This is a genomic window from Pseudomonas sp. HD57-3, from assembly GCF_056113135.1.
Window position 1 is genome coordinate 236,568 of the sequence record NZ_CM148568.1, and the last position, 19,025, is coordinate 255,592.

Here is a 19,025-nt window from a genome sequence, read left to right on the forward strand (position 1 = left end):
AATCATGAGCGAGACAACGACAGAGCTACAAGAGCAAATCTTCCACGAGCCGCTGCAAGGGCCCGAGCTAGAAGCCGTGACCACCCTTGTCAACCGCCACAAGGCCAATGCCGCATTGACCCAGCAACTGGCCCTGGATGCGTCGCGACTGATCACCAGTAGCCAGGAGCGGTTGGAGAAACAGTCAGGCGCCGGCTTCCTCAAGCGTTTCGCCAGCAGCCTCTCCGGCAAGACCAGCGAAAACCAGTTGCTGAACCAAGCCGACACCCTGCAAATGCAGAAGTACGCCTGGCACTACCTCAAGCAACTGCAACAGCAGAACTTGATCAACGCGCAAAGCATCGCGGTCATCCGCAACAACCTGGGCACGATGAACGACTACATCATCGAGACTAGGGATTTCCTGGAAACCGCCATCGACCGGATCAACAGCCGGCTGAAAACCGTCGAGAATAGCGCCAGCTTCCACAGCTGGTCACTAAACATTGAGGCCAACAAGCGCCGCTTCAAATCCATTCCAAGCAACCTGCTGATCCTGCACCTGACCTATGACTTCTTACGCGCCCATCGCGACATCGAACTGAACGAGCGCGATGTCAACCACCTGGTGGTTACCTTGGAAAAACTCGGGGTCAACTGCGATGACGAAGTCGAGCTACTGGGGTTCATCATCGAACTGATCGACCAGATCGAGGTCTTCGGCATCGATCGCTACCGCACCATGATCGAGCTTGCGGTCAACGAAGATCACGTGCTGGATTCGCACTTCATCCAGAAAAACATCTCGGGGCTCGGCTTCAACGCGCTGTACTTCCTCTCAGAGCAGTACGAAAAGATAATCGACCTCACCGACGATGAGCTGTGCAACAGCGACACGGCCCGGGAAAAAATCATCTCGCTATTCTTCGGCAACGAATTTGGCGGACTCTACACCAACTATGGTATTCGTGACCTGATCGGCGAAGTCATTGGTGGCAGCCTGGTAGCGCTAGACATTTACAAGGAACAAAACGGTTTCAACGCCAGCGCTGAGGCGTTTTTGGATGAGGAGCAATCCGAAACCCTGTCGCTGACCTCTGACCTGCCGGATATCAAGGCACACAGCTTCCTTGACAAGGCTGACGACGAAGCGCGTCGCACCTACCTGCGCCTGTTCGCGCTGTGCTTCGACAATGCTGCCTCGCTGGATGGTGCAGGACAGGAATTTCTCGGCCAGTTGGCCGAACACAGTGGCTGCCCAGAGGTGGTCCCGCAGATTCTCGGCATCGCCGACAACCCGCTGAAGGAGCGTGAACACCTGCCAGCGTTGCAGACACTCCTCGATGATGATGACAAGGCCTACACATGGCTCATCGATGCCTTCTTCCTCCTGACCTTGTGCCGCAAGAAGGTCGAGAACCCGCGCATCTTGCGAGTCTTGACTGCCCTCAAGCCAGGCAACTTAAAGGAAAGCCTGTCGCAGGTACTGGCGTTGCTCAAAGAGAGCGACGAAGCGACGCTGGTGAAGGCAGCAGCATGCCTGGCCAAGCAGACCCAGGGTTGGAAGAACATCGTGCGATACCGCGCCTTGCGCTTCGAGCAGTCCTGGATCGCCACGGAGAAACAGCTCTATGTCGCTAGCATGGACGCCTCGAACATGACCATGGACCTCATGACCGCCACCAGCAAGGCCAGCGACTGGTCGTCGTTCATGGGCTCGTTCGATGATGGCTTCCTTGGCAAAATGGCAACGGCTGCAGGTAGCGCAGCCTATACCATCGGCCGTAAGTCGGTCCTGTCCAGCCTCAACGACATGCGCCGCAAGGCGCAGGACTTCATCGCCGCGAATAGCCCGGCACTAAATTCTGCCAACCGCGTGATCGCCCAGTGGGGCCTGCCGCGTATCGAATTCGAGAACGATATCTCCTGGTCTGACTACGACCTGGACAACGCTGCTGAGAACGATGACTGGTATCACCAGTTGGACGACTGCGAGCGCCAAATCGACCGGACGCTCACGGCTTTCTCCAGTGCCTGTTCAGATGCGGACGATCAGCTCGGCTACTTCCGCAAGGGCGATTTCGACAGTTCGGTGGTGCTGGCCCGAGTGCGCAAACAGGAAGAGCGGGAACAGCAGAAATTGCGCGAGGCGTTGGAAAAACAATCCGTCACTTTTGAGCACGACGGCAAGCGACACTTGTTTGCCATCGACTGGCACGACATGCAGAACCCTCCCTGCGATCCAGAAGAGATTCGCCATATCAAGACCGATGGCAAGGTGTGGCTGATCGTGGACAATGACGAACATTTCTATCGCAGCGAAGACGGCGAGAACTGGCAGCCGGTCAAGCCCAATGTCGACGATGAACATATCTGGATTCGCCGGCTCGACGTGATTGACGGCACTTGGGTACTGATGGTGGGTTCAGAGGGGTTCTACTACTCCCGTGACGCCCTGAACTGGGAGCGTTCGCAGTACCCGGACGTCAGCGACAACTACGCGTTTTCCGCCACTGAAGATCTGGTCTTTTTCAATGGCCAGTGGTTGTGGCGTTTCACCGAGCGCACCGAGTTCGAATATACCGACAAAGGCTTCCTGTTCGACTCGACCAAGACCTCCAACTACGACAAACCGGCGTTTTTCTGCGCAGAGGAACCGGGCGCGGCCTGGGAGCGCTGGGAGGGTCGCCTACACCTTTCCGAGGGCGAGGAAGTGGAGTATCTGCGTGCGATACCGGGCACAGCGTGCCTGCTGGCGTTTTGCAAGTACCGCAGTTTCTACACCACGGTGAAGAAGAAGACCAACACCAGTTCGTCGGTGATGTACTACGTGCAGGGCAAGGGCTGGCGCAACTGCACCTGGCCTGAAAACGACCTTTCCTTCCATGATCCGGTCGTCACTGCAATGGGCGGCACACTAATGTGCTTCACCTGGGGCAACCTAATGACTTCGCAAAAGGGCTACGACTGGAAGCGCCAGTCGGACGCGCTCACTATCGAGACCTTCTACCACCTCAAAGACCTGAGTCTGTTCCCATCGCGCAACAATCACCAACGTATCCACGTCAGTCACGACGGGCAGGCGTTCAAGGAAATCATGCTGGAGGAAGGTAGCTGGAAGTACTTCGCGGCCAACGACCAGGGCGCACTGTGCGTCTACGCGCCTGATTCCCACGAAACCTACCTGCGCGTCGGTACATTCGTCCGCCAAGTCAAGTGATGAGTCCGGCCCCCCGGTTCGCCAGCGGTAGGGACGTCCTGACCCCATCGCTGACGGGCCAGCTCCCATAGGCTGGTGTGGGTCTGTGACTGACATCGTTATTCGCGATACAAAAAACATCAGGTCATTGGTCACTGGCCCAGCATTAGGCAGAGCCAAGTTTGACCCTCACCCTGGTCGGCACCCACAAAAAGGCCAACGCATACGAGTTGGCCTTTTTTATTGCCTGCGATTCACTCCCCTGCCGCCACACTCTCCAACCGATACCCATACCCATAAATCGTCAGCAACTGCCAACCCCGATCCGCCGTCAGCCCGAGCTTGTTGCGCAGGCGATAGATATGGGTGTCCAGCGGTCGCGATGTCGACATCTCTTCATGGGGCCAGAATCGTTCGTACAGGTAATCCCGTGACAGTGGCCGCCCAAGGTTGCTGAACAGGCAATGGGCGAGACGATATTCGCGCTCGGTCATGACGATCGGTTTCCCGTCGCGGGTGACGGTGAGTTCGGCGTCGTCGAACACCAGGTCGTTGAAACGCAGGACTTCGGCCGGGGCGCTACGTTGCAGGCTGTGCCGGCGCAATACCGCCGCCACGCGCGCCTTCAGTTCATTGGGCCGAAACGGCTTGCTGACGTAATCGTCGGCCCCGGCATTCAGGGCTTGAACGATATCGCTTTCACCGTCGCGGCTGGTCAGCATGATGGCGGCTGGCGGGGCTTCCATGTGTTCGCGGGTCCAGCGCAGCAGCGCCAGGCCGGTGAGGTCGGGCAATTGCCAGTCGAGGATCAGCAGGTCGAAGGTTTCCCGGCGTAACTGTCGCAGCAGGTCTTCACCGCTTTCGAAACTGTGCAGTGACCAGGGCTGTCCTCCGGCCTCGGCCATTTGTTGCAGGGTCTGCTCGACCCGGCGCAGTTCGGCGGGTTCATCGTCCAGTATCGCAACGCGCATACGCGGTGGTTCCTTGTCGCTCGGGCAATGGGTGCCGACTGGATCGGCTGACTCCATGCAGTGAAAGTAAGCGGCACGCCGTGGGGTGAGCCGCTATGATTCTTCGGGTCTACGTCCTCAGACCGGCCGCCTATGAAACCATTCAACCCGCCCTGCCCTGTTTCCCATGAATAACCAGCGCCGACACGAAAGCCGCGTACCCAGCCAGGTTCAGCGTTTGTTCCGGCAACTGGTGCGCGAGTGGGTGTGGATAAGTCTAGTGCTGTTGCCGCTGACTGCACTGCTTTCCTGGCGTGCGCAGATCAATTTGCATGATCCGGCGCCGTTGATGGGCGCGGGACTCTCGGTAGCCATGGTCGCGTGTGTACTTGGATTGCTGCTGTGGCGTCCGCGTCTGGCGCTCTGGCTGACATTGGGCGGAATTGCCTGCGTGCTGTTGACCAGTGCAGGCCTGGCTGAAATGCGGCGTTGGTGGTCGCCGACGCCTGCGGCGCTGGGCATGCTGTTCGGCTATCTGATCTGGAACTGGCGGCGCCTGAGTGTGGTGCTCACCTACTTCGGCTGGGAGCTGGCGCGGCTGGACAGTGAACCGAAAGTCTTTCCCGAACGACGTCGCGCGCAGTTTCCCAGCGCCGACCGCTTGCAGGGGCAGATCATGGCGCTTGAGCAAGCCATGAGCCGTACCCGCGATACCCGCCGCTTCATTGCCGACGGGCTGGAGTATCTGCCCGTCGCAACGCTGATCAGCGATCCACGGGGGCAAGTCTTGTTGGGCAACCGCAAGGCCCGGAGCCTGTTCGATCACAATCTGGTGGGCGAGGATGTGCTCGATCAACTGGCGAGCCTGGGCTATCCGGAGTTGTCCACAGAGCCGCGCCCGCCGCTATCCGAGCTGCCTCTGCTGGAGTTTCGTGACCACAGGGAACGTAGCCTGCGCCTGGAGCGCGCCGCGCTGTTGCCAGTCGATGGCGACCTGCCGATCGGCTGGCTTCTGAGTCTCACTGACCTGAGCGCCGAACGCGCCGCCGAGGAACAGCGCGGTGTATTGCTGCGCTTCCTGTCCCATGACCTGCGTGCCCCTCATTCGGCGATTCTTGCCCTGCTCGAGGTACACCGGCATCAAACGGGAACGGATTCGCCGCTGTTCGAACAGATTGAGCGCCAGGTACGCCGGGCGCTGGAACTCACCGACGGCTTCGTTCTGCTGGCCCGGGCCGAGTCCGAGGCCTATCAGTTTCAACCGAGCCTGTTCGGGATGCTGGTCATGGACGTGCTGGATCAGGCCCTGCCCATCGCCCAGCAAAAGCGCATTGAGCTTTTGAGCGACATGGACGAACAATCCCAAGAGCGCCTGATCCTGGCCGATCAGGGCTTGCTGACCCGCGCACTGTTCAACCTGCTGGAAAATGCAATCAAGTACAGCCCTGCCGGATCCACGGTTGATATGCGTGTCAGCTGCCACGATGACTGGCTGAGTTGTGAACTGACCGATCAAGGCAAAGGCATCGCTGCAGAGGAACTGCCCGATCTGTTCAGCCAGTACCGGCGCTTTTCTTCTGCACAGGGCATCGACGGTGTGGGCCTGGGATTGTCGATGGTCAAAGCCGTGGTCGATCACCATGGCGGCCGGATCGAATGCCTGAGCGTGGTCGATCAAGGCACGACGTTCCGTCTGGAGCTGCCGCTGATCGCCGAAGAGCAGGCATAAAAAAACCGGCTATATCAGCCGGTTTTCTTACTTCCGAAAAAAACTTATGCACCTTTTACGGCATTTTATCAGTTTCGGAAATATATAAGTAAATCAGTCACTTAATTTGATAATTCGGGACTTTGCGAACAAACCGTACACAGGTTATCCACAAATCTCAGACAGCGATCTGATCGTTCGCAGCCGGTGCCTCAGGGGCCGGCGGCAGCGAGCCCATTTCCCGTTGTGTCTTCTCGTTCCACGCCTGTACCCGATCATTCAGATCGGCGATGGCGCGAGGGCCACTGCCCTCGGCGTACATCGGCTCCCCGATCACCACAGTGATTACGCCGGGCTTTTTACCCCAACCGATTTTCGGCCAGAACTTGCCGGCATTGTGCGCAATCGGCAGCACCGGAAGCGCCGCATTCACCGCCAACGCGCTGCCACTGCGGGAGAACTTGCCGATGGTGCCGTGGGGAACGCGAGTGCCTTCGGGGAAGATCAGCACCCAGACATTGTCCTTGAGCAGCTCGTCACCCTTCGCAGCGACTTGCTTGAGGGCGGCTTTCGGGTTGTCGCGGTCAATCGCGATCGGCCGCAGCATGGCCATCGCCCAGCCGAAGAACGGTACGTACAGCAATTCGCGCTTGAGCACCTGGCTCAAGGGCGAGAAATAAGCGGAGAGAAAGAACGTCTCCCAGGTGCTCTGGTGGTTCGACTGAATCACGCAGGGCCGGTCAGGCACGTTTTCCGCGCCTTTGACTTCGTAACGGATACCGAGGAACACCTTGGTCAACCACAAGGCGCAACGGCACCAGTACACATTGATGAAGCGATAGCGCGCCTTGAACGGCAGAAAGGGCGCGATAAAAAAGCTCAGGCTGCACCACAGCAGAGCGGTGGTGCCCAGCAGCAGGTAAAAGAGGAAGATTCTGATGGCCTGCAGTATCGACATGGCGACGTTTACCGTTACGGGCAATGCCCGACTGTTCAAGCGCACTCCCGATCAATCCCTGGTCAGGAACTTCAGAAGTACTCTAGTTGTGGATAAGTTCTGCGGCAATCGCCGCGAGATCGTCAAAAATCAGGGTGCCCACCGGCAAGGTCTTGGCCTGAGTCTTTTCGCCTTTCCCGGTCTTTACCAAAACGGGCTGTGAATCGACGGCTTTGGCGGCCTCCAGGTCACCAAGGCTGTCGCCGACGAACCAGACATTCGTCAGCGCGACGTTGTAATGCTGCGCAATGGTTTTCAACATTCCCGGTTTCGGCTTGCGGCAGTCGCAACCTTCGTCCGGCCCATGCGGGCAGTACACGATCAGCCCGACTTCACCGCCCTGCTCCGCCACCAGTTCGCGCAGGCGCGCGTGCATGGCATCGAGGGTGGCGAGGTCGTAGTAGCCGCGAGCAATGCCCGACTGGTTGGTGGCGACCGCCACCGTCCAGCCGGCCTTGCTCAACTGCGCAATCGCTTCGATCGAGCCGGGGAGCGGAATCCACTCCTCCACCGACTTGATGTAAGCGTCGGAGTCGTAATTGATCACTCCGTCCCGATCGAGAATCAGCAGTTTCAACTGCAATCCCTCAACCCAGCAGCGAAATGTCGGCAACGCCCAGGAACAGGCCACGCAGACGCGCCAGCAGCGCGTAACGGTTGGCCCGCACATTGGCGTCTTCGGCATTGACCATCACCGCGTCGAAGAACGCGTCTACCGGCTCGCGCAGGGCGGCCAGACGCGCCAGCGATTCGTTGTACTGACGCGCCGCGGCCATTGGCTGTACAGCCTGGTCCGCTTGCTGGATCGCCGAGTACAGCGAGAACTCGTTGGCGTTGTCGAAGTACTTGGCCTGGACTTCGGTCGGCACCGAGCCTTCCACCTTGCTCAGCAGGTTCGACACACGCTTGTTCACCGCCGCCAGCGCTGCCGCTTCCGGCAGTTTGCGGAAGGCCTGAACCGCTTGTACACGCTGGTCAAAGTCCAGCGCCGAACCCGGCTTCAGGGCACGTACCGACAGGTAGGTGGCCACATCCACGCCTTCGTCTTCGTAACGCGCACGCAGACGATCGAAGATGAACTCCAGCACCGCGTCATTCAGGCCCGCAGCCTTGACCTTGGCACCGAACGCATTCACGGCGAACGCCACGGCGTCGTTCAGGTCCAGATCCAGTTGTTTCTCGATCAGGATCCGCAGCACGCCCAGTGCCGCACGGCGCAGGGCATACGGGTCTTTGCTGCCGGTCGGCAGCATGCCGATGCCGAAGATGCCGACCAGGGTGTCGAGCTTGTCGGCGATGGCCACGGCCGCACCGGTCAGGGTGGCTGGCAGTTCAGCGCCGGCACCGCGCGGCATGTACTGCTCGTTCAGCGCCAGGGCGACGTCTTCCGGCTCGCCGTCATTGAGGGCGTAGTAGTAGCCGGCGACACCTTGCATCTCCGGGAACTCGCCGACCATTTCGGTGGCCAGGTCGCACTTAGACAGCAGGCCTGCACGGGCAGCCCACGAAGCGTTGCCGCCGATGCGAGCGGCGATGTACGCGGCCAGTTTCGACACGCGTTCGGCCTTGTCGTAGACGCTGCCGAGTTTTTCCTGGAACACCACGTTCTGCAGGCGATCGTTGAACGCTTCGAGCTTCTGCTTCTTGTCCTGCTTGAAGAAGAACTCGGCGTCGGTCAGACGTGGGCGAACCACCTTCTCGTTACCGGCGATGATCTGCTGCGGGTCTTTGGATTCGATGTTGGCCACAGTGATGAAACGCGGCAGCAACTTGCCGTCGGCATCCAGCAGGCAGAAGTACTTCTGGTTGTCCTGCATGGTGGTGATCAGCGCTTCCTGCGGCACGTCGAGGAAACGTTCCTCGAACGAGCACACCAGCGGCACCGGCCACTCGACCAGCGCGGTCACTTCGTCGAGCAGCGCCGGCGGCACGATCGCGGTGCCTTCCTGACGGGTCGCAAGTTCTTCGGTGCGTTTGCTGATGATTTCGCGACGCTCGTTGGCGTCGGCCAGCACATACGCGGCACGTAGGTCGGCCAGGTAGCTCGACGGCGAACCGATGCGCACGCTTTCCGGGTGGTGGAAACGGTGGCCACGGGATTCACGGCCAGCCTTTTGGGCAAGGATCGTGCAGTCGATGACCTGGTCGCCGAGCAGCATCACCAGCCACTGGGTCGGACGCACGAACTCTTCCTTGCGCGCACCCCAACGCATGCGTTTCGGGATCGGCAGGTCGTTCAGCGAGTCTTCGACGATGGTCGGCAGCAGGCTGGCGGTCGGCTTGCCGGCGATGTTCTGGCTGTAGCGCAGTTTCGGACCGCTCTGGTCGATTTCGCTCAGCTCGACGCCGCACTTCTTGGCAAAACCCAGTGCCGCTTGAGTCGGGTTGCCTTCAGCATCGAACGCGGCCTGACGCGGCGGGCCGTCGAGGTTGATGCTGCGATCCGGCTGCTGGGTAGCCAGCGCGGTGATCAGCACTGCCAGACGACGCGGCGCGGCGTAGACGGTTTTGGTCTCGTAGTTCAGGCCGGCAGCTTGCAGGCCCTTGTCGATACCGGCCAGGAACGCTTCGGCCAGGGTGTTCAGGGCTTTGGGTGGCAGTTCTTCGGTGCCCAGTTCAACCAGAAAATCTTGAGCACTCATTGTGCAGCCTCCAGCTTGGCCAGTACTTCGTCACGCAGGTCCGGGGTTGCCATCGGGAAGCCCAGCTTGGCGCGGGCCAGCAGGTAGGCTTGGGCGACGGAACGCGCCAGGGTGCGAACGCGCAGAATGTATTGCTGACGCGCAGTCACCGAGATCGCCCGGCGCGCATCCAGCAGGTTGAAGGTGTGCGAAGCCTTCAGGACCATTTCGTAGCTTGGCAACGGCAGCGGCTGGTCGAGTTCGATCAGGCGCTTGGCTTCGCTCTCATAGAAGTCGAACAGTTCGAACAGCTTGTCGACGTTGGCGTGTTCGAAGTTGTAGGTGGACTGCTCCACTTCGTTCTGGTGGAACACGTCGCCGTAGGTCACTTTGCCGAACGGACCGTCAGCCCAGACCAGGTCGTAGACCGAATCCACGCCCTGCAGGTACATGGCCAGACGCTCCAGACCATAGGTGATCTCGCCGGTCACTGGGTAGCACTCGATGCCGCCCGCCTGCTGGAAGTAAGTGAACTGGGTCACTTCCATGCCGTTCAGCCAGACTTCCCAGCCCAGACCCCAGGCGCCGAGGGTCGGCGATTCCCAGTTGTCTTCGACGAAGCGGATGTCGTGGACCAGCGGGTCCAGGCCGACATGCTTGAGGGAGCCCAGGTACAGCTCCTGGAAGTTGTCCGGGTTCGGCTTCAGGACTACCTGGAACTGGTAGTAGTGCTGCAGACGGTTCGGGTTTTCGCCGTAACGGCCGTCAGTCGGACGACGGCTTGGCTGCACGTAAGCGGCGTTCCAGGTTTCCGGGCCGATGGCGCGCAGGAATGTCGCGGTGTGGAAAGTGCCGGCGCCTACTTCCATATCGTAGGGCTGAAGTACCACACAACCTTGCTCGGCCCAGTATTGCTGGAGCGCGAGGATCAAGTCTTGGAAGGTACGCACGGCTGGCGTAGGCTGGCTCACGAAATTCACCTGTTTCTTGGGCTGCGATTTAAAGAGCGGGAGTATACCCGATTCAGTCGCACCTCCACCCCCTGGAGCCTTATGCCACGCTGCTTTTGGTGCAACGAAGATCCGCTGTACATGGCTTACCACGATCAGGAGTGGGGCACGCCGCTACGCGATGCGCAGGGTTTGTTCGAGTTGCTTTTGCTCGAAGGGTTCCAGGCCGGGCTTTCGTGGATCACCGTGCTGCGCAAGCGCGAGCGTTATCGCGAGGTGTTGTTCGGCTTCGACGTACAGCGCGTGGCGCAGATGAGCGACGCGGAAATCGATCAATTGATGCTCGATCCGGGGATCATCCGCAACCGTCTCAAGCTCAACGCCGCGCGGCGCAACGCCCAGGCGTGGCTGGCGCTGGAGGATCCTGTGGCCTTCCTCTGGTCGTTTGTGGATAACCGCCCGGTGATCAATCATTTCAAGGATCGCAGCGAAGTCCCGGCGATCACCCCGCAGGCCGTGGCCATGAGCAAAGGCCTGAAAAAGGCCGGTTTCACCTTCGTCGGTCCGACCATCTGCTACGCGCTGATGCAGGCCTCTGGCATGGTCATGGACCACACTCAGGACTGCGACCGCTACGCGCAGCTCGTCAACGCCGGTTAGAATGGCCGCCTCGCGCACAGCACAAGATCAGGAGTGACCTGTGGAAAAGTTTAAAGGCGCCATGCTGGTTGGCGCTCTGCGGCTGTTTGCCATGCTTCCGTGGCGGGCCGTGCAGGCCGTGGGTTCGGCGATCGGCTGGATCATGTGGAAAACCCCCAACCGTTCCCGCGATGTGGTGCGGATCAACCTGGCCAAATGTTTTCCACAGATGGACCCGGCCGAACGCGAGCGTCTGGTCGGCCAGAGCCTGAAAGACATCGGCAAGTCCCTGACCGAAAGCGCCTGCGCCTGGATCTGGCCGGCCCAGCGTTCCATCGATCTGGTGCGCGAAGTCGAAGGACTCGAGGTGCTGAAAGAAGCGCTGGCCTCGGGCAAGGGCGTGGTCGGCATCACCAGCCACCTGGGCAACTGGGAAGTGCTCAACCACTTCTATTGCAGCCAGTGCAAACCGATCATTTTCTACCGGCCGCCGAAGCTCAAGGCTGTGGATGAATTGCTGCGCAAACAGCGCGTGCAACTGGGCAACAAAGTCGCCGCGTCGACCAAGGAAGGCATCCTCAGCGTCATCAAGGAAGTGCGCAAGGGCGGTCAGGTGGGGATTCCAGCGGACCCGGAGCCAGCCGAATCCGCCGGGATCTTCGTGCCGTTCTTCGCCACTCAGGCCCTGACCAGCAAGTTCGTACCGAACATGCTCGCCGGGGGCAAAGCGGTTGGGGTATTCCTGCATGCCCTGCGGCTGCCGGACGGTTCCGGCTACAAGGTGATCCTCGAAGCGGCGCCGGAAGCCATGTACAGCACCGACACCGAAACCTCCTGCGCGGCGATGAGTAAAGTCGTCGAGCGTTATGTGGCGGCTTATCCGAGCCAGTACATGTGGAGCATGAAGCGCTTCAAGAAGCGTCCGCCGGGCGAGGCGCGCTGGTACTGATCGGCAAGGGGCGTTTGTGGATAACCTGACCAAACAGGTTATCCACAGCCGTCACGGCTTCTGACGTTCAAGCTTCTTCAAAAACACCGTCATTTCCTTCTCGGCCTGCTTGTCGCCATGGGCCCGGGCCGCTTCCAGCCCCTGTTCCCATGCCTGCCGCGCAGCCGCTAGGTCATCCAGCGCCAACTGCGCCTTGCCCAACAATTTCCACGCCGCCGAGTATTTCGGATCGAAGCCGACGCAACGCTGGAAATGCTCGGCTGCCTTCGCGTTCTCCCCCAGATCCAGATAACCCTTGCCGAGGCCGAAGCGCAGCAGCGAGTTATCCACACCCTTGGCGAGCATTTTTTCCAGGGATTCGATCATCGGTCTCGCCTCTTGGTCGGTCAGAAGAAACTCAGGCCCACGTGGAACAGCTTCTCCACATCGCGAATATGCTTTTTATCCACAAGGAACAGGATCACGTGGTCGCCCGCTGCGATCACCGTATCGTCATGGGCGATGATCACTTCTTCATCGCGGATGATCGCGCCGATGGTGGTTCCTGGTGGAAGTGCGATGTTTTCGATGGCCTTGCCGATGACCTTACTCGACTTCGAATCGCCATGGGCCACCGCTTCGATGGCTTCCGCCGCGCCCCGGCGCAATGAGTGCACGCTGACGATATCGCCACGCCGCACGTGGGCCAGCAAGGTGCCGATGGTCGCCAGTTGCGGGCTGATGGCGATGTCGATGTCGCCGCCCTGAATCAGGTCGACGTAGGCCGGATTGTTGATGATGGTCATCACCTTCTTCGCGCCCAGACGCTTGGCCAGCAGCGACGACATGATGTTGGCTTCGTCATCATTGGTCAGGGCGAGGAAGATGTCCGCGTCGGCGATGTTCTCTTCCAGCAGCAGGTCGCGATCTGAAGCGCTGCCCTGCAATACCACGGTGCTGTCGAGGGTATCGGAGAGATAACGACAGCGCGCCGGGTTCATCTCGATGATCTTCACCTGATAGCGGCTTTCGATGGCCTCGGCCAGCCGCTCGCCGATCTGCCCGCCGCCGGCGATGACGATGCGCTTGTAGCTTTCATCGAGCCGGCGCATTTCGCTCATCACGGCTCGAATGTTCGCACGGGCGGCGATGAAGAAGACTTCGTCGTCGGCCTCGATCACCGTATCGCCCTGGGGAAGAATCGGTCGGTCGCGGCGGAAAATCGCGGCGACCCGGGTTTCCACATTCGGCATGTGTTCGCGTAACTGGCGCAGTTGCTGACCCACCAGCGGCCCGCCGTAGTAGGCGCGCACCGCGACGAGTTGCGCCTGGCCTTCGGCGAAATCTATCACCTGCAAGGCGCCGGGGTGCTGGATCAGACGCTTGATGTAGTTGGTGACGACCTGCTCGGGACTGATCAGCACGTCTACCGGAATCGCCTCGTTCTGGAACAGTTGCTCCTCGCGGGTCAGGTACGACGCTTCGCGCACCCGGGCAATCTTGGTCGGGGTGTGGAACAGGGTGTGGGCGACCTGGCAGGCGACCATGTTGGTTTCGTCGCTGTTGGTCACCGCGACCAGCATGTCGGCGTCGTCGGCACCGGCCTGACGCAGAATGTTCGGCAACGAGCCACGGCCCTGCACGGTGCGGATGTCGAGGCGGTCGCCAAGATCGCGCAGACGGTCGCCGTCAGTGTCGACCACCGTGATGTCGTTGGCCTCGCTGGCCAGATGTTCAGCCAGCGAACCGCCGACCTGTCCCGCACCGAGGATGATAATTTTCATCCAGTCACTCCATTGAATCCGTTTAGCCGCGCGCGGCAGCGATCTTGATCAGCTTGGCGTAGTAGAACCCGTCATGCCCGCCCTGCTGGGCCAGCAATTGGCGACCATGGGGCTGCTTGATTCCGGCGGCGGTGGCCAGATCCAGCTCCCGGGCACCCGGTGTGCGCTCAAGGAACGCGGCGATCACTTCGGTGTTCTCGGTCGGCAAGGTCGAGCAGGTGGCGTAGAGCAGGATGCCGCCCACTTCGAGGGTTTTCCACATCGCGTCGAGCAACTCGCCTTGCAGTTGCGCGAGGGCGGCGATGTCGTCGGCCTGACGGGTCAGCTTGATGTCCGGATGACGGCGGATCACCCCGGTGGCCGAGCACGGCGCGTCGAGCAGGATGCGCTGGAACGGTTTGCCGTCCCACCACGCTGCCGTGTCGCGACCATCGGCGGCGATCAGTTCGGCGTTCAGACCGAGGCGCTCGAGGTTTTCCTTCACTCGCACCAGACGCTTGGCTTCCAGATCCACCGCCACCACGCCGGCCAGTGCCGGTTCGGCTTCGAGGATGTGGCACGTCTTGCCACCCGGCGCACAGCAGGCGTCCAGTACTCGCTGGCCCGGTGCGAGGTCGAGCAGGTCGGCGGCCAGTTGCGCGGCCTCGTCCTGCACGCTGATCCAGCCTTCGGCGAAGCCCGGCAGACTGCGCACGTCAGCGGCGGCGTCGAGGATGATGCCGTCGCGGCTGAAGGTGCACGGCTGCGCGGCGATCCCGGATTCAGTCAGCAGACCCAGGTACGCGTCACGGCTGTGATGACGACGGTTGACCCGCAGAATCATCGGCGGATGCGCGTTGTTGGCTTCGCAAATGGCTTCCCATTGCTCAGGCCAGAAGGCCTTCAGGGATTTTTGCAGCCAGCGCGGGTGAGCGGTGCGTACCACCGGATCGCGTTCCAGTTCGGCGAAGATCGCCTCATGTTCGCGCTGCGCATTGCGCAGTACGGCGTTGAGCAGACCTTTGGCCCACGGCTTTTTCAGTTTGTCGGCGCAACCGACGGTTTCGCCGATCGCAGCGTGCGGCGGGACGCGGGTGTAGAGCAGTTGATAGAGACCGACCAGCAGCAATGCCTCGACATCGGCGTCGGCAGCCTTGAACGGCTTCTGCAGCAGTTTTTCCGCCAGCGCCGACAAGCGTGGCTGCCAGCGGGCGGTGCCGAATGCCAGATCCTGGGTGAAGCCGCGGTCGCGATCCTCGACCTTGTCCAACTGCGTCGGCAGGGAGCTGTTGAGCGAAGCCTTGCCGCTGAGGACAGCGGCGAGTGCCTTGGCGGCGGCCAGACGCGGGTTCATTGCGCTTCTACCGCTGCGCCCAGCACGGTGCCGGTGGCGAATTTCTCACGGCGGCTGTTGAACAGATCGCTGAAGTTAAGCGCCTTGCCGCCGGGCAATTGCAGACGGGTCAGGCACAGCGCCTGTTCGCCACAGGCGACGAGCAAACCGTCCTTGCTGGCGCCGAGAATCGTGCCCGGTGTGCCTTTGCCTTCGGCCAGTGTCGCCGCCAGCACTTTCAGCGCTTCGCCGTTGAGCGTGCTGTGGGTGATCGGCCATGGATTGAAGGCGCGGACCAGACGTTCCAGCTCAACGGCCGGACGGCTCCAGTCGATGCGTGCTTCGTCCTTGTTCAGTTTGTGCGCGTAGGTGGCGAGCTCGTCGTTCTGCACTTCGCCTTCCAGGGTGCCAGCGGCCAGACCGGCAATCGCCTGCACTACGGCGGGCGGGCCCATTTCGGCCAGACGGTCGTGGAGGCTGCCGCCAGTGTCTTCGGCGCTGATAGGGGTCACGACTTTGAGCAGCATCGGCCCGGTATCGAGGCCGGCTTCCATGCGCATCACGGTCACGCCGCTCTCGGCATCGCCCGCTTCCACGGCGCGCTGGATCGGTGCCGCACCGCGCCAGCGTGGCAGCAGCGAGGCGTGGCTGTTGATGCAACCCAGGCGCGGAATATCCAGCACCGCTTGCGGCAGGATCAGGCCGTAGGCGACCACCACCATCAAGTCAGGCTTGAGTGCCGCGAGCTCGGCTTGAGCGTCAGCGTTGCGCAGGGTCGGCGGCTGCAACACTTGGATATTGTTTTCCAACGCTAACTGTTTGACCGGGCTCGGCATCAGTTTTTGCCCACGACCGGCCGGGCGATCCGGTTGGGTGTAGACCGCAACGATCTCGTAAGGGCTGTCCAGCAGGGCCTTGAGGTGTTCGGCGGCGAATTCCGGGGTGCCGGCAAAAACGATGCGCAGTGGCTCAGTCATGGGGGAGTCTCATAAAAAGAAAAAGGCTTGCCGCAGCAAGCCTTTGGAGAGGGGCATCAAGCGTTCTGGCGGTGCTGCTTTTCCAGTTTCTTCTTGATCCGGTCGCGTTTGAGCGTGGACAGGTAATCGACGAACAACTTGCCGTTGAGGTGGTCGCATTCGTGCTGGATGCACACCGCGAGCAGGCCTTCGGCGATCAGTTCGTAAGGCTTGCCGTCACGATCCAGAGCCTTGATCTTGACCTTCTGCGGGCGGTCGACGTTTTCGTAGAAACCCGGCACCGAGAGGCAGCCTTCTTGGTATTGCTCCATTTCGTCGGTCAGCGATTCGAACTCGGGGTTGATGAACACCCGGGGTTCGGTGCGGTCTTCGGAAAGATCCATCACGACGATACGTTTGTGCACGTTGACCTGGGTCGCGGCAAGGCCGATGCCCGGCGCTTCATACATTGTTTCAAACATGTCATCGACCAGCTGACGCACTTCGTCGTCCACTACAGCCACAGGTTTGGCGATAGTGCGCAGACGCGGGTCCGGAAATTCGAGGATGTTCAAAATGGCCATAAGCTTGATTGCTGCACGTGTGAGGTAAAGTCGGGCGATGGCCTGGCGGGTCCGAAGATGCAGGCTACCGTTGTGAAACGTAGCTCCTTGATTTTCAGCATAGAGCAGGGAGCGAGCCACGGGGGCTCTGGCGTTTCACGCGAACGCACATAATAAAGGGATTCACCGCATGAGGAAATCACTACTCGCCCTGCTGTTTCTGGCCTCGGCCGGCGCCGCGCACGGGCAAGTGCAACTCAAGGAAGGTTTTCCACAGCAATACACGGTGGTTTCGGGGGATACGCTCTGGGACATCTCCGGTAAATATTTGCGCGAACCCTGGCAGTGGCCGCAGCTGTGGCGGGCCAATCCGCAGATCGAAAACCCTAACCTGATCTATCCGGGCGACACGCTGACGCTCAGTTACGTCAACGGCCAGCCGCGCCTGACCGTCAATCGCGGCGAGTCGCGCGGCACCATCAAGTTGTCGCCACGCATCCGTACCAGTCCGGTAGCCGAGGCGATTCCGAGCATTCCGCTCAAATCCATCAACAGCTTTCTGCTGAGCAACCGCATCGTCGACAAGGTCGAGGACTTCGACAAGGCGCCGTACATCGTCGCCGGCGACGCCGAGCGCGTGCTCAGCGGCACCGGCGACCGGATCTTCGCCCGTGGCCATTTCGACCCGAACCAGCCGGTCTACGGCATCTTCCGCCAGGGCAAGGTCTACACCGATCCGCAGAGCAAGGAGTTTCTGGGGATCAACGCCGACGACATCGGCGGCGGTGAAATCGTCGCCACCGAAGGCGACGTCGCCACCCTCGCCCTGCAACGCACGACCCAGGAAGTGCGCCTCGGCGACCGCTTGTTCAGCGGCGAAGAGCGTTCGATCAACTCGACCTTCATGCCCAGCGCTCCTACCACCGACATCAACGGCCTGATCATCGATGTGCCGCGCGGCGTCACGCAGATCGGCGCGATGGACGTGGTGACCCTGAACAAGGGCAAACGCGACGGCCTGGCCGAGGGCAACGTGCTGGTGGTGATGAAAACCGGGGAAACCGTGCGTGACCGAATCACCGGCCAGCCGCTGAAAATCCCGGATGAACGTGCCGGATTGCTGATGGTGTTCCGCACCTACGACAAACTCAGTTACGGCCTCGTGCTGAACGCATCGCGCTCGCTGGCGGTGCTGGACAAGGTGCGAAATCCTTAGCTGGCTTCACAAGTTACCAACAGAGTTATCCACAGCTTGTTCCGAAAGGTTCGGGCCTTATAACGATCAAGGATGATCCATGATGATGCCTGTCTCTGCGTCGGTTTCCCCGGCGGAACTGGAAGCGCGCTTGCGCCTGCACCGCTTGCCGGAAATCGGTCCCAAGCGTTTCACCAAACTGCTCGAAGCCTTCGGCTCTGCCTCAAAGGCTATCAGCGCTCCCGCCAGTGCCTGGCGCTCGCTGGGTTTGCCGGCGGCCAGCGCCGAGGCCCGACGCTGCCCTGAAGTTCGCGACGGCGCCAGCCACGCATTGCGCTGGCTAGAGCGTCCGGATCAACATTTGCTGATGTGGGATCACCCGGATTATCCGGCCCTGCTGGCGCAGATTCCCGATCCACCGCCCCTGCTGTTCGTCGCTGGCGACCCACGGATTCTGGAAAAACCGCAGCTGGCGATGGTCGGTAGTCGCCGCGCCTCCCGCCCGGGCATGGACACTGCCGCTGCGTTTTCCCGCAGTCTCGCGGGGGCCGGATTCGTCATCACCAGTGGCCTGGCGCTGGGCATCGATGCGGCGGCGCATCAAGCCGCTGTCGACGTCGGCGGGCAAACGGTCGGCGTGCTCGGTACCGGTCTGGAAAACTTTTATCCACAGCGCAACCGACGGCTGGCGGACGCGATGATTGCGTCCGGCAGTGCGGTGCTTTCGGAATTCCCTCTGGACACCGGGCCGACGGCGAGCAACTTCCCGAGACGCAACCGGATCATCAGCGGTTTGTCCCTCGGCGTGCTGGTGGTCGAGGCCAGCGTTGCCAGCGGTTCGTTGATCACTGCGCGGCTGGCGGCAGAACAGGGTCGCGAGGTTTACGCCATTCCGGGTTCGATTCATCACCCCGGCGCCCGGGGCTGTCATCAACTGATCCGTGATGGCGCCGTGCTGGTGGAAACCATCGAGCACATTCTCGAAGCCCTGCGCGGCTGGCAGCACCTGCCGGTATCCACCGCCGCAGCGAATCCGGAGAACCCGTTGTTGAGCTTGCTGCACGCGGCGCCGCACACCAGCGAGGGCCTGGCCGACAGCAGTGGCTGGGCGCTGCCCAAAGTGCTGGCGGCGCTGACCGAACTGGAGATGGATGGCCGCGCAGTGTGCGAAAACGGCCGCTGGTTTGCGCGCGTGAGCTAGGTTTTACATTGAAGATCGGTAAACTGCGCGAAACCTGTTTGCG

Annotated in this window: 16 protein-coding genes; 6 read left to right on the forward strand and 10 right to left on the reverse strand. The window is 60.9% G+C overall.

The genetic code is table 11. The features are described from left to right. Positions 1-4 precede the first annotated feature (4 nt). Positions 5-3,199, forward strand: a complete 3,195-nt coding sequence (locus tag AC0R79_RS01075; RefSeq protein ID WP_127796469.1) for a hypothetical protein — start codon at positions 5-7, stop codon at positions 3,197-3,199. 233 nt (positions 3,200-3,432) lie between these two features. Here AC0R79_RS01075 and AC0R79_RS01080 read toward each other — a convergent pair whose 3' ends face one another. Then, the gene (locus AC0R79_RS01080; protein WP_064592400.1) at positions 3,433-4,149 is read right to left on the reverse strand and encodes a response regulator transcription factor; all 717 of its coding nucleotides are present in this window, start codon (positions 4,147-4,149) and stop codon (positions 3,433-3,435) included. A 166-nt stretch (positions 4,150-4,315) separates the two neighbouring features. Here AC0R79_RS01080 and AC0R79_RS01085 point away from each other — a divergent pair, with 166 nt between their 5' ends. After that, positions 4,316-5,857 (forward strand): sensor histidine kinase, encoded by a 1,542-nt coding sequence (locus AC0R79_RS01085; protein ID WP_474732826.1) that lies wholly within the window; start codon positions 4,316-4,318, stop codon positions 5,855-5,857. Between the two features lie 157 nt (positions 5,858-6,014). Here AC0R79_RS01085 and AC0R79_RS01090 read toward each other — a convergent pair whose 3' ends face one another. From AC0R79_RS01090 to glyQ, 4 genes are all read right to left on the reverse strand, one after another. Continuing rightward, positions 6,015-6,794 (reverse strand): lysophospholipid acyltransferase family protein, encoded by a 780-nt coding sequence (locus AC0R79_RS01090; protein WP_085606324.1) that lies wholly within the window; start codon positions 6,792-6,794, stop codon positions 6,015-6,017. Between the two features lie 82 nt (positions 6,795-6,876). Further along, a complete protein-coding gene (gene gmhB / locus AC0R79_RS01095) occupies positions 6,877-7,416 on the reverse strand; it encodes a D-glycero-beta-D-manno-heptose 1,7-bisphosphate 7-phosphatase (protein WP_474732828.1) in 540 nt (179 codons plus the stop codon). 4 nt (positions 7,417-7,420) lie between these two features. Further along, the gene (gene glyS / locus AC0R79_RS01100; protein WP_007954113.1) at positions 7,421-9,475 is read right to left on the reverse strand and encodes a glycine--tRNA ligase subunit beta; all 2,055 of its coding nucleotides are present in this window, start codon (positions 9,473-9,475) and stop codon (positions 7,421-7,423) included. Further along, positions 9,472-10,425 carry a glycine--tRNA ligase subunit alpha gene (gene glyQ, locus AC0R79_RS01105; RefSeq protein WP_003187265.1) on the reverse strand — a complete coding sequence of 318 codons (954 nt, stop codon included), beginning with the start codon at positions 10,423-10,425 and terminating at the stop codon, positions 9,472-9,474. Before glyQ ends, glyS begins: the two co-directional genes overlap by 4 nt. 81 nt (positions 10,426-10,506) lie before the next feature. Here glyQ and tag point away from each other — a divergent pair, with 81 nt between their 5' ends. Then, on the forward strand, positions 10,507-11,064 hold the full coding sequence (gene tag, locus AC0R79_RS01110; protein WP_085748011.1) for a DNA-3-methyladenine glycosylase I: 558 nt from the start codon (positions 10,507-10,509) through the stop codon (positions 11,062-11,064). 40 nt (positions 11,065-11,104) lie between these two features. Further along, positions 11,105-11,992 carry a lysophospholipid acyltransferase gene (locus tag AC0R79_RS01115; protein WP_085606330.1) on the forward strand — a complete coding sequence of 296 codons (888 nt, stop codon included), beginning with the start codon at positions 11,105-11,107 and terminating at the stop codon, positions 11,990-11,992. 51 nt (positions 11,993-12,043) lie between these two features. Here AC0R79_RS01115 and AC0R79_RS01120 read toward each other — a convergent pair whose 3' ends face one another. From AC0R79_RS01120 to def, 5 genes are read right to left on the reverse strand one after another with little or no spacing between them, the layout of a single operon-like run. Next, positions 12,044-12,358, reverse strand: coding sequence for a tetratricopeptide repeat protein (locus tag AC0R79_RS01120; protein WP_474732831.1), 315 nt, complete (start codon positions 12,356-12,358; stop codon positions 12,044-12,046). 20 nt (positions 12,359-12,378) lie between these two features. Next, on the reverse strand, positions 12,379-13,755 hold the full coding sequence (gene trkA, locus AC0R79_RS01125) for a Trk system potassium transporter TrkA (RefSeq protein WP_085606334.1): 1,377 nt from the start codon (positions 13,753-13,755) through the stop codon (positions 12,379-12,381). A 22-nt stretch (positions 13,756-13,777) separates the two neighbouring features. Further along, a complete protein-coding gene (gene rsmB, locus AC0R79_RS01130) occupies positions 13,778-15,088 on the reverse strand; it encodes a 16S rRNA (cytosine(967)-C(5))-methyltransferase RsmB (RefSeq protein WP_127796473.1) in 1,311 nt (436 codons plus the stop codon). Further along, positions 15,085-16,044 carry a methionyl-tRNA formyltransferase gene (fmt, locus tag AC0R79_RS01135; protein WP_474732834.1) on the reverse strand — a complete coding sequence of 320 codons (960 nt, stop codon included), beginning with the start codon at positions 16,042-16,044 and terminating at the stop codon, positions 15,085-15,087. Before fmt ends, rsmB begins: the two co-directional genes overlap by 4 nt. A 56-nt stretch (positions 16,045-16,100) precedes the next feature. Then, positions 16,101-16,607 (reverse strand): peptide deformylase, encoded by a 507-nt coding sequence (gene def / locus AC0R79_RS01140; RefSeq protein ID WP_007954104.1) that lies wholly within the window; start codon positions 16,605-16,607, stop codon positions 16,101-16,103. A gap of 169 nt (positions 16,608-16,776) precedes the next feature. Here def and AC0R79_RS01145 point away from each other — a divergent pair, with 169 nt between their 5' ends. Together AC0R79_RS01145 and dprA are read left to right on the forward strand one after the other, a co-directional pair. After that, positions 16,777-17,802, forward strand: coding sequence for a LysM peptidoglycan-binding domain-containing protein (locus tag AC0R79_RS01145; RefSeq protein ID WP_007954103.1), 1,026 nt, complete (start codon positions 16,777-16,779; stop codon positions 17,800-17,802). A gap of 79 nt (positions 17,803-17,881) precedes the next feature. Next, entirely contained in the window at positions 17,882-18,982 is a 1,101-nt protein-coding gene (gene dprA, locus AC0R79_RS01150) for a DNA-processing protein DprA (protein WP_474732835.1), read from the forward strand. The last annotated feature ends 43 nt before the right edge of the window (positions 18,983-19,025 follow it).